The organism is Tundrisphaera lichenicola, assembly GCF_051175385.1.
Classification (GTDB): domain Bacteria; phylum Planctomycetota; class Planctomycetia; order Isosphaerales; family Isosphaeraceae; genus Tundrisphaera; species Tundrisphaera lichenicola.
Map to the genome: position 1 here is coordinate 654,286 of NZ_CP195106.1, position 12,056 is coordinate 666,341.

General features: G+C 67.2%; 4 protein-coding genes. 3 read left to right on the forward strand and 1 reads right to left on the reverse strand.

What is annotated here, in order from left to right; genetic code table 11:
* Positions 1-18: 18 nt before the first annotated feature.
* A complete protein-coding gene (locus P12x_RS02545) occupies positions 19-5,010 on the reverse strand; it encodes a beta strand repeat-containing protein (RefSeq protein ID WP_435009257.1) in 4,992 nt (1,663 codons plus the stop codon).
* A gap of 398 nt (positions 5,011-5,408) precedes the next feature.
* On the opposite strand from P12x_RS02545, the gene P12x_RS02550 reads away from it, so the two are divergent.
* The 3 genes from P12x_RS02550 to zwf all read left to right on the forward strand — a co-directional run bounded on the left by P12x_RS02550 (position 5,409) and on the right by zwf (position 11,836).
* Positions 5,409-6,488, forward strand: coding sequence for a PEP-CTERM sorting domain-containing protein (locus P12x_RS02550; RefSeq protein ID WP_435009258.1), 1,080 nt, complete (start codon positions 5,409-5,411; stop codon positions 6,486-6,488).
* A gap of 146 nt (positions 6,489-6,634) precedes the next feature.
* Positions 6,635-9,679 carry a protein kinase domain-containing protein gene (locus P12x_RS02555; RefSeq protein ID WP_435009259.1) on the forward strand — a complete coding sequence of 1,015 codons (3,045 nt, stop codon included), beginning with the start codon at positions 6,635-6,637 and terminating at the stop codon, positions 9,677-9,679.
* A gap of 204 nt (positions 9,680-9,883) precedes the next feature.
* Entirely contained in the window at positions 9,884-11,836 is a 1,953-nt protein-coding gene (zwf, locus tag P12x_RS02560) for a glucose-6-phosphate dehydrogenase (protein ID WP_435009260.1), read from the forward strand.
* The last annotated feature ends 220 nt before the right edge of the window (positions 11,837-12,056 follow it).

Below are 12,056 nucleotides of genomic sequence, written 5' to 3' on the forward strand. Positions count from 1 at the left end.
TCGAGCGCCGTCGAGCGATCATCCCCGGGCCAGCGACTTCGGCCCCTTGGGCGTGGCCGATTTGCGGGCGTTCTTCGAGGTCGAGGACGTCGTGGTGGTGCTGGTGGGTACGGGTCCGGTGAACTCCCGGAAGTTGCCGATGCCGCTATTGCCGATCTTGTTGGCGTCGGAGCCCGACCGTGGAACGGTGTTGTTCGAGGCGTTGTAGAGCAGGACCCCGTACTCGAGGTTCCCGAGCGCCCCGCCCCCGGCCTTGAAGCCGATCGTGTTGCGCTGGACCAGGTTGTTCGCCGACTGATCGAAGAAGTAGACGCCGGTGATCGAGTTGCCCGAGATCAGGTTCCCCGACGCCGAACTTGTCCCGCCGATCGTGTTGGATGACGCATTTTGGATGAAGATCCCGGTCGGGTTGGGGATCGCGGCGGTGCCGGTCCGATCGGTCCCGATCCGATTCCCCGCGATCAGGTTGCCCGTCGTCTGAGGGCCGAACAGGTTGATCCCGGTCGAGGTGTTGCCCGAGATCAAATTCATCGAGCCAGTTGTCGAGCCGCCGATGGTGTTCGAGGCCGACCCGTTGATATAGACCCCCGTGGTATTGGCGACCGCGGCCTTGCCCGAGGCGTTGGTCCCCAGGCGATTCCCGACCACCAGGTTACCCCGTGCATTGAACCCGGCGATGACGACCCCCGCGATATTCCCCGAGACGACATTCGCGGCCGCGGCGATCGAGCCTCCGATGACATTGCCGGGAGCGTCGGTCAGCAAGACGCCCGACTGCTGGAGCGGGATCGAGCCATCCACCGGGGCGATGGCCCGGTTGCCGGTCACGTCGGTCCCGATCAGGTTGGCCTGGATCAGGTTGCCCGAGGCGTTGGTCCCCTGGAGGATCACGCCGCCATTGAGATTCCCCGAGATCAGGTTGCCCGCCCCGAGGCTCAGGCCGCCGATCAGGTTGCTGGGCGCCCCGTCGATGAAGATGCCCGCCACGTTGGCCAGGGCGGACATGCCCAACAGGTCGGTCCCGATCCGGTTCCCCTGGACCGCGTTGCCTTTCGCGCCCAGGCCGGAGATCTGGACGCCGGACCCCGTGTTGCCGGAGATCAGATTGCCCGAGAACGGCAAGGTCCCGCCCACAACGTTGAACGGGGCGTTGTTGATGTACACCCCGAGCCCGTTGGGCAGGGCGACCCGCCCCGAGAGGTCGGTGCCGATCAGGTTGCCCGAGACGGCATTGGCGATGGTGGCGACCCCGCCGAAGTCCACTCCCGCGTTCCCGTTGCCCGAGATCGTGTTGCCCGATCCGGAGACGGTCCCTCCCACGGTCACCCTGGTCGTGCTGTCCAGGAAGACGCCGTCGATGTCGTTGCCCGGGGCATTGCGGCCGGAGGCGTCGACCCCGATCAGGTTGCCCAGGACCTTCGAGCCCGTCGAGCCGAGGCCGGAGATTCGAACCCCATGCTGGGCGTTGCCCGTGATCACGTTCCGGAGCGTGGCGATCGTCCCGCCGATCGTCACCCCGGGTGCGTCGCTGACGAAGACCCCGGAGAGGGCATTGCCCAGGGGGACCAGGCCGGAGGCATCCACACCGATCAGGTTACCGGCGATCACGTCGTAGAACGACCCGGCCCCGACGATCGAGATCCCGTTACCCGAGTTCCCCGAGATGATGTTGCCGTCATGGCCGGTCGCCCCCCCGATGACCACGCCCGGCGCGTTGTCGATCAGGATCCCCTCGGCCCGGTTGCCCCGGGCCACCTTGCCGGTGATGTCCAGACCGATCAGGTTGCCCGAGACCACCGTGCGGTATGAGCCGATACCGTTGATCTCGATCCCGGCCAGTCGGTTGCCCGAGATCACATTTCGCGAGGATGGGGTGGCGCCGCCGATCGTGTTGGCCGTCGCGTTATCGACCTGGATCCCGTAATTGGCGTTGCCCAGCAAGTTCGAGACGGCGTCGACGAGCTGGGTCCCCGCGGCATTGAGCCCGATCAGGTTGCCGTCGATGAGGTTCCCGGTCGAGCCGGTCCCGGTCAGGATGATCCCGACGCCGCCGTTGGCCGAGACCACGTTGCCCGCGCCCGGGTCGGTCCCGCCGATCCGGTTCCTCGCCGCGTTGTTCAGGCCGATCCCGTTCCGCTGGTTTCCCCTGGCCAGCCGCCCGGTGATGTCGAGCCCGACGTAATTCCCCTGGATGACCGTCCCCTCGACGGTCGGCCCGTTGATCTGGATCCCCTGGCCGTTGCCCGAGATCACGTTGCGGGCACCGGGGGCCGACCCGCCGATCGTGTTGCCCGACGCACCTCCGAGGATCAGGAACCCATAAGCGATATTCCCGGCATAGGTCGAACCGTCGGCGGCCAGGCCGACCAGGTTGCCCTGGAAGAGGTTTTGCGACGACCCCTCATTGGAGAGCGTGACACCGACCGAGTTGCCCGAGATCACGTTGCCGGCGCCCGCGGCGGTCCCGCCCACTGTGATCCGGTTGGAACCTTCGGCGATGAATATGCCCGACTGATTGTTGGGGCGGAGGGTCAGGCCATCCAGCGCCACGCCGATCAGGTTCCCCTGGATCAGGTCGCCGGTGGCCCCGCTGGCGAATCGGATCCCCGAGGAGGAGTTGCCCGAGATCAGGTTGCCCGAGCCCGGGACGGTCCCCCCAACTGTGACCCCACTCGCGTTCTTTTCGATGACGATCCCGTCGCTGGTGTTCCGGAGCGAAGGATATCCCGCCGTACTCGAGTCGACCCTCAGCCCGTCCGAGCCCAGTCCCACCACGTTCCCCTGGATCAACAGCCCCGACGAGCTTCCGGGTGCGAAGCCGTCGACGACGACACCGATCGAGTTGCCCGAGATCACGTTGCCGGCGCCGGTCGTCGGGTCGCCCAGCGTGGTGTCGAGCCCGCCGATGGTCGTGTCGAGGCCGCCAATCACCCGGACACCCGCCTGGCCGTTGCCCAGGCCGTTGGTCCCATCGATCGTCAGGCCGATGATGTTCCCCTGGACCACGTTGCCGGAGGTGAGATTGAGCGCCGGATCGATCGAGATGATGCTCACCCCGTCGACCAGGTTGGCCGAGAGCAGGTTGCCTGCACCCGGGTCGGTCCCGCCCACGATGTTGTTCGATCCGTCAACGATCAGGACGCCTTCGCCGTAGTTTCCGACCGCCTGGGTCCCCGTGGCATCGGTGCCGATCCGGTTCCCCTGGACGACGTTGCCGTCCGAAGAACTGCCGATCAGGGCCGACTCTCCCGGAGAGAGCTGAGTGCTGTCGTAGGTCTCGATGTCGACGCCGACCCGGTTCTGGGAGATGACGTTGCCGGCCCCCTGGGCCGTCCCGCCGATCGTGTTGCCCGGCGCATTCCGGATGAAGACCCCGTCGATGATGTTGCCCACGAGCGAGCCGACGTTACCCGAAGGGTCGGTCCCGATGTAATTCCCCTGGAGGAGATTGCCGGTCGCATTGGGGCCACGGAACGAGACCCCGTTGCCGCCATTGCCCGAGATCACGTTGCGGTCGGCCGCCGAGGTCCCGCCGATCGTATTACCCGGCGCCTCGAAGACGAAGACGCCATCGGTCCCGTTCGGCCGGGCCCGACCCAACCCGTCCAGCCCGATCAGATTGCCTCGGATCGTGTTCCCGGAGGACCCTGTCGCGAAGACGTAGATCCCGGCGAAATTATTGGCGGAGAGGATATTCCCGAGGATCGAGTTGCCGGCCGACCCGTCGAGTTGGATCCCGTTGCCCGTGTTTCCCAGCGATCGGACGCCATCCAGTCCCACACCGATGAAGTTGCCCTGGATCAGGTTATTCGCGTTCGAGCCCTGTGGCCCCCCGTTGATCAGGACACCGTTGCCCACGTTGGACGAGATCACGTTGGACGAACCCGGGATGGCCCCGCCGATCGTGTTGTCGGTCGAACTGCCGAGGAACACCCCACCGGTGCCGTTGCCTTGCTGCTGGAGCCCGGCCGAGTCGGTCCCGATCCGGTTCCCCTGGACGAGATTGCCCGAACTCCCGAACACACTGAGGCCGAACGCCAGGTTGTTGGCAATGATGTTCCCCTGCCCGGCAGAGGAGCCACCGATTGTATTGCCGGACGAGTCAAACTCCAGCAAGATCCCGTTGGAGGCGTTGCCCAGATTGCCCGGCCCCAGCCCGATCCCGCTGTCGCTGGAGGTCGTACCGATCGAGTTGGCCTGGATCGTATTGCCCGACGACCCGATCAGGTGGACGCCCGACCCGCCATTGGACACGATCAGGTTGGGAGCCCCGACCTGCCCGACCAGGTTCCCCGAGGCGGAGACCGCGATGACGCCGTCATCCCGGTTGGGCACCGGCGTGTTCTCGTCGATCGCCCCGATCCGGTTGCCGATCACCACGGCCCCGGTCGCGCTGAACTGGAGGCTCACCCCGTTCCGATTGCCGCCGATCACGTTGGCGTCGGCCGTCGAGGTCCCGCCGATGGTGGCATCCTGGGCGGAGATGGACACTCCGTCGCCGAAGTTCGGGGCGGCCAGATCGGTCCGAGGGTCGACGCCCAGGTAGTTGGCACGCACGACCGTCCCTGTCCCGCCGCTGAGGTTGATCCCGGAGCCGCCGAAGTTGGTCACGGCGAGGCCCTGGATCACCACCCCCGGGCTGTCGACCGTCAGCCCGTCGTCGAAGAATCCCGCGTTGGAACCATCCAGGACGATCAAGGGGGTCCCGAAATAGCCCGGCTGACTGGTCCCGTCGATGGTCACCGGATTGATGATCGTCGGCAGGGCGAATTGCGGGGTGATGGACTGGGTCCCCAGGCCATTGATGGCAAACTGGATCAGGTCGGCGTCGGGGTCGGCGTTGGCCTGCTCGATGGCCGAGCGGAGCGTCAGGCCTTCCGTCCCGTCCCCGGTCGACGTGACGGTGAAGGTGGCCAGCAGAAGTCTCGGCTCGCAAGGCTCGACCGTCGGGCGAGAGCCGACTCGCGAGGGGCGGGTCTGACTTCGTCGAGGTCGGGGAGGAACTCGCATCGTCGGAACCCTTCGGATATGTCGCCTCGGCCATCCGGTTACCGGGCGCGGGCACGCTCGACGTGCCAAGGTCGAGGAGCGTCGGCCGACCGTCCCCGATGCCTTCAATATCCACCCCGGTCGGTCCCCGGTCAAATCGCCGGCCCCTCCCCGAGGCCGCTCGCGACCGTCGACATCCTACGCGAATCATTTTCGCTACAACCGGCAAGTTACAGTTGATCCGGAATTGCGATTCAAGCATGATGCCTTGACCAATGATGGGGTAGCTCCCTGACGGACCCTGTTGATATTAGCGATCACTCTCCGATTCATGTGTTTTTAAGCCGTGATGGCGGTGAGGGCATGTCTCGGGAGGAGTACTAAGCCACCCTGTTCGCAATAGAAGGACGAACCCTCCGATGTCCCACCGCGATGCAGCCAGGGGGCGAACCCCCGAACGATTCTGTGCCGTGCTGGCCACTCTCGCCCTCCTGGCCCTCCCGCAGACCTCGGACGCGGGGTTGACCCTGGTCTCGTCGGCCGCGCAGGTCAGCTACTCGTTGAATTCGACCACCCCGAATAGCTCGGGCCCGCCGGTCTTCAATGCGAATAATATCTTGATCACGCCGGGCAGTGGCCTGCCCACGCTCCTCTTCGGGGAGCAGGCTCCGGGGACGTTCCAGATTGCCGGGGCGTCGACGCTCTCGCCCGGCTTCGCCTTCCGCTCGTCGACGACGCCCCAGTCCGGAGCGACCGGGACGGTCCCGGCCAAATTCGGCACGGCCGTCACCGCGCTGTTCGCCCAGGGGACGGGCCAGCAGGGGACCTTGCTGACGCAGGGCGGCCTGTTCTACGACACGCGGACCCGGCTGACGGACAACCTCAGTGCCACCGACGTCAATCTGGCTTCGCTCTCGTTCACGTTCTCGATCGCGACCTTCCGGAACGACACCGGGGCCGATATCGTGATCAACCCGGCGGCGCTCCTGAGCGTCCAGGGAACCCTGGGCTCGGGCAGCACCAGTTACGTCGCGGCGGGGCTGGTCGCCTCGGTCAGCTTGTCCGGTGTCGCGAATCCGATCGACCTGAAGCCGATCGTCCTGGCCGCCTCGCAGTCCAACGTCACCGTGAGCCAGAACGGGACAGGCTCCCGCGACGCCAGCTCGACGGCCATCGTCAATGGCCAGTTCTACGGCACCGCCACCAGCTCCTACAGCGGGACGGTGACCATCCGCAATGGCCAGTCGATCTCGATCCAGTCGCGCCTGACGCTGATCTCCGACCCGGGATCGAGCATCAGGATCGTCTCCGACCTGGCCCCCTTGCCCGGCGGATTGCAGTTCAAGCAGCCCGATTTCGGGGTCTACGTGGGCGGGGACTTCAGCACCTTAACCGCACCGGTGCCCGAACCGTCGACGATCGTGATGCTCGGGCTGGGGCTGGCGACGGTCGGGGGTTGGCGGCTCCGGGCTCGTCGTCATCGGACGACTCAGGCCTGACCCCTCCGCCCTGGGTGTCGGGAAAGGGGCGGACTCGGTGTCAGGGTGTGGCGTTGGCGGGCAATTCGGCCTATCTTGTCTGAGAGGGGGACGGGACCGTCCGTCTCTCGGACGAAGCCACGCGTCCCCTGGCCCGGGGTCCCCGAATGTCCGACGTCACCCGAACCGACGAAGAGGCCGCCACTCCGAACCAGGTCGATACGACGGGCCCCGACATGGGCCTGGAGAAGACCGAGGTCGACCCCTACGCGACCGCGTATATGGCCGATCCGGTGGCGGGAGAGGCGGGGTCGGAGTCGTCGCTTGAGGACTCCCTGGCGACCCAGGCGATTCCCACCGGGTCCTTCGAACGAACGGGCCTCGCCTCGACCCAGACCTGGGACCAGGGACCGGGAGGCAACTCCAACTGGTCCGGGACGGGTGCCCATTCCCGATATCGGGCGCTCCGGCTCCATGCCCGGGGTGGGCTGGGCGAGATCTTCCTGGCGGTCGACGGCGAGCTGAATCGCGAGGTCGCCCTCAAGGAGATCCAGGAGAAGCACGGCGATCGGCTCGACAGCCAGTTTCGGTTCGTCTTCGAGGCCGAGGTGACCGGCGGGCTCGAGCATCCCGGGATCGTCCCGGTCTACGGCCTGGGCCGTTATGCCGACGGCCGACCGTACTATGCGATGCGATTCATCCGCGGCGATACCCTGAAAGTCGCCATCAGGCGGCTTCACGGGTCGCTCAAGGGGAAACGCGACGCCCTCGCGCACTCGCTGGAATTCCGCAAGCTTCTGTCCCGGTTCGTCGCGGTCTGCCAGGCGATCGACTACGCTCACAGCCGTGGCGTGATCCACCGGGACATCAAGCCCGACAACGTGATGCTCGGCCCTCACGGCGAGACGTTGGTCGTCGATTGGGGACTGGCCAAGGCGCTGAACCGGCCCGAGCCGCCCCCCGACCACTTCGGCCCCAAGCCGCTCCGACCCCTCTCGGGCACCGACGGCTCGGCCACGATGGAAGGTTCGGTCATCGGCACTCCTTCGTACATGAGCCCCGAGCAGGCGGCCGGCGAGGTCGAGACGCTCGGCCCGGGTTCCGACATCTTCAGCCTGGGCTCGACCCTCTACGACCTCCTGACCAACCAGACCCCCTTCCGAGGCAAGGGCCTGACCGAGATCATCGAATCGGTCCGGATCGCCGACTTCCCCGCGCCTCGGGCCGTCAATCCGTCGGTCCCCGCGCCCCTCGACGCGATCTGCCGGAAGGCGATGGCCCTCCGGTCCGCGGACCGCTATCCGACCGCGGGCGAGCTGGCCGTCGACCTCGAACGCTGGCTGGCCGACGAGCCCGTCACTGCCTACCCCGAGCCGTTCACGGCCCGCGTCTCCCGCTGGGGGAGGCGGCACCGGACCTCGGTCGCCGTCGGCCTGGCGTTGATCCTCACGGCCTCCACGGGCCTGGCCATCTCGCACGTCCTGATCAGCCGCGAGAAGGCCCGGACCGAGCGGAACTTCGTCCGGGCCCGGTCGGCCGTCGAGGAGATGCTCAACAAGGTGGGCGAGGTCGAGCTGGCCGACGTCCCCCAGATGGAGCCGGTCCGCCGCGACCTCCTGGACAAGGCGTTGAAGTTCTATCTCGAATTCCTGGCCGAGCGGGGCAACGACGCCTGGTCCCGCCTGGAGACCGGCCGGGCCTACGTCCGGCTGGGCGATATCCGGGAGATGCTCGGACTTTACACCCAGTCCGAGGCCAACTACCGGGCCGCGATCGGTCTGCTCGAACGGCTCGTCGACGGCCCCGACGCCGATCCCCATGCCCGGAGGGGCCTGGCCCGGGCCCAGGCCGGGCTGGGCGTCCTGCTCAAGAAGAGCGGCCGTTCCCTGGAGTCCGAGGCCCTGCTCCGCCGGGCCCTGGAGGGGCGGAAGGCCCTGGCCTCGGAATTCCCCGACGATCAGGACGATGCCCGTGCCCTCGCGGCCACCCGCTACCAGCTCGGCACGCTCCTGGCCCGATTGAAGGACCGAGGGGCCGAGGACGAGTCGGCCTACCGATCGGCCATCGAGGAGCAGGAAGCGTTGATCGCCCGACCCGAGGCCACCCTGGAGGCCCGCCGGGAGCTGGCCCGCTACCTGAACAACCTGGGGATCCTCCAGGCGGGGGCCGAGCCCGACAAGGCCGAGGCGACCTTCCGGCGGGCCATGAAGATCCAGGACGAGCTGGAGGCCCAGTCGCTCGGCAACGCGGGGTTCCGCTGGCAACGCGCCCGGACTCGGAACAACCTGGCCATCCTGCTCTCCCGGGCGGGGCAGGTCGACGACGCCGGGCCGCTCTACGACCAGGCCCGGACCGGTCTGGATTCCCTATCGGCCGACTTCCCCTCGGTCCCCGATTATCGGCGCGAAGAGGCCATGACCCTCAACAACCTCGGCCTGCTCCGCGAGGTGAAGCCCGCCGAGGGAGAGCTCCCCCTCGACCTCTTCCGCCGGGCCCTCGACGACCAGCGGCGGCTGGCGCTCGACTTCCCCGAGGTCCCCGACCACCGACAGAAACTGGCGATTACCTGCATCCACCTGGGCGACCTGCTCCGGACCTCGGAACCGGCCGAGGCCGACGCCTTCCTCCAGGAGGCGGTCTCGCTGACCTCGAAGCTCGCGGCCGAACATCCCGAGGTCCCCGAATACCAGGCCGCCCTGGGCCGGGCGTCGACCGAGCGGGCCCTCATGCTTCGGGGGCTGAACCGGGGCGACGAGGCGGCGAACCTCCTGATCTCGGCGATCCGGAGCCTGGAACTGGCCCGCGAGGGGAACCCCCGCGAGGCGACCTACGACCGATTCCTGGTCGAGGCCCACAACGATCGAGCCGAGACCCTACTGAAGCTCGGGAGACATGCCGAACTGGCGACCGAGGCCGGTCAACTCGCCGAGGTCCTGCCCGATCGCCCCGAGCCGAGGCTGGCCGCCGCCAAGTACCTGGTCCGGGCCATGGACCTGGCCTCGGCCGACCCGGCCCTGGCCGTTTCGAAGCGCGTCGAGGCTCGGGAGTCGTATGCTCGAGGGGCCGTCAAGGAAATCCGCCGGGCGCTCGAGAAGGGGCCGGACGGGGCGCAAGCCCTCGACGATCCCGGCTTCGCCCCGCTCAAGGGCCGGGCCGACTTCGAGAAGCTTCGCGACGATCTGAAGAAGGGGCCAAGTCGGGCCCGGGTCTGAGGCCGAGATCGCCGCTGCTCGCCTCCCCGCCCATCCACGTGGGGGCGGGAGACGGGCGGCGGGGCCCGGTCGGCGGCCTGGTTGATTTTCCTGCGATCCGTCAGTTACAAGTCTCTGCGGACCATGATCCCCACAGGCATCGATCCGGCGTTTCCGTCCGGAGTTCGAGGCAGAGGCACCGAGACCCATCCGGAGAAGGCTGCGATGCCGAGCGAAGTCCAGGTGATGCAGAAGACCGGCCCCACGCCCCGAGCCGCCGCGCCGGTCGCCGAACCGTGCCTGCTGGTCATCTTCGGGGCCTCGGGCGACCTGACCAAGCGCCTCCTGATGCCCGCGCTGTTCAATCTGGCCTGCGACGGCCTGCTCCCCGACCGATTCGCCATCGTCGGGATCGCCATGGACGAGATGACCACCGAACAGTTCCGGGGCCGGATGTCGGAGGACATCCGCAAGTTCAACACCCGGAAGACATTCGACGAATCCGCCTGGTGCAAGTTCGTCGAGATGCTCCACTACACCCCGGGCAAGTTCGACGACCCCCGGGCGTACGAGCGCCTCTCGGCGGTGGTCACCGGCCTCGATACCGAGCTGGGGGTCGGCGGCAACGTCATCTTCTACATGGCCACCCCGCCGAGCATCTTCGGGATGATCTCGGACCACCTGGATAAGGCCGGATTCAAGGAGAAGCCCCGGGGCTGGACCCGGATCATCGTCGAGAAGCCGTTCGGCCACGACCTCGAATCGGCCATCGAGCTGAACAAGCAGCTCCTGGCCCACTGGCGCGAGGACCAGATTTATCGGATCGACCACTATCTCGGCAAGGAGACCGTCCAGAACCTCCTGGCGTTCCGGTTCTCCAACGGGATGTTCGAGCCGCTCTGGAGCAACCGCCACATCGACCACATCCAGTTCAGCGTCGAGGAGACCGTCGGCGTCGAGGGGCGTGGCAAGTACTACGACACCTCGGGCGTCCTCCGGGACATGATCCAGAATCACATGTTCCAGATGCTCGCCTATCTGTGCATGGAACCCCCCTCGTCGTTCAAGCCCGACGCGATCCGCAACGAGAAGTCGAAGCTCCTCGACGCCGTCCGGGTGATGACGCCCGAGGAGGTCGAGATGTACACCGTCCGGGGCCAGTACGGGCCGGGCAAGAAGCCCGACGGCTCGCCCGCGGTGGGCTACCGCCAGGAACCCGACGTCGATCCCGAGTCGCGGACCGAGACCTTCGCGGCGGCCGAGCTGTACATCGACAACTGGCGATGGAATGGGGTGCCGATCTATCTCCGATCGGGCAAGGCGCTCTGGAAGCGCGGGACCGAGATCGTCGTGCAGTTCAAGAAGGCACCCGAGGTGATCTTCCGAGGCACGCCGGTCGACCACCTGGCCTCGAACACCCTGATCTTCCACATCCAGCCCGACCAGGGGATCGAGATCCGGTTCCAGGCCAAGACCCCCGGCCCGATGATGCACCTCCAGCCGGTGAACATGAGGTTCAACTACGGCGACACCTTCGAGGCCTCGCGAGGGACGGGCTACGAGGTCCTCCTGTTCAACTGCATGATCGGCGACGCCACCCTGTTCTCGCGGACCGATCTGGTCGAGACGGCGTGGAGGGTGGCCCAGCCGATCCTCGACGCCTGGGCCGCCTCGCCGATGGGCGAATCCTCGAGCTACCCGGCCGGTTCGTGGGGGCCCAAGGCCGCCTTCGACCTGATGGACCGATCGGGCCGGCACTGGATGGAAATCCTCAACCGCGACATCCTGGCCCGGATCCCGCTCTTCCAGGCGGCCGACGCGATCTGCCTGCACAACTTCGCGATGAGCCTGGAGCCCCAATACTTCGCCCCCGGGCAGGACATCATCCGAGCGGGCGAGATCGGCGAGGAGATGTACTTCGTCGTCCGAGGGCAGGTCGACGTCCTCGACTCCTCCGGGGCCCAGGTCGCCACCCTCGGCGAGGGGGAATATTTCGGCGAGCTGAGCCTGCTCTCCTCCAAGCCCCGTTCCGCCACCATCCGGGCGGCGGTCCCCTGCAACGTGTTCGTCCTGTCCCGGCAGGACTTCGCCCGGGTCGTCCACGACCACCCTCACTTCGCCGCCGAACTGAAGGAACTGGCCCGGAAGAGGTATCAACTGACCGACGCCGATTTCTGAGCGGAACCTTTCCCGGGCCGTGGGCGTTGGCTCCGGTAGATCGGCACTTTCCGCCCCGCTCCCCTCGGCTCTCGCCCCGAGGGGGGTGGAGTCCGTACGCACGACCGGATTTCGGAGGATCGGCCTCGCGTCGGTCGAACGCGATCGAAGGTTGACCGCGTCCCGGTCGCGGGTTACCCTCGACCGAAGCTCCCTGCCTTCCCCGAAATCCTCCCGGGGC

Bases quoted from the DNA above. Each gene is read 5' to 3' on its own strand.
- P12x_RS02545 (WP_435009257.1), bottom strand. From the start codon at position 5,010: ATGCGAGTTCCTCCCCGACCTCGACGAAGTCAGACCCGCCCCTCGCGA.
- P12x_RS02550 (WP_435009258.1), top strand. From the start codon at position 5,409: ATGTCCCACCGCGATGCAGCCAGGGGGCGAACCCCCGAACGATTCTGT.
- P12x_RS02555 (WP_435009259.1), top strand. From the start codon at position 6,635: ATGTCCGACGTCACCCGAACCGACGAAGAGGCCGCCACTCCGAACCAG.
- zwf (WP_435009260.1), top strand. From the start codon at position 9,884: ATGCCGAGCGAAGTCCAGGTGATGCAGAAGACCGGCCCCACGCCCCGA.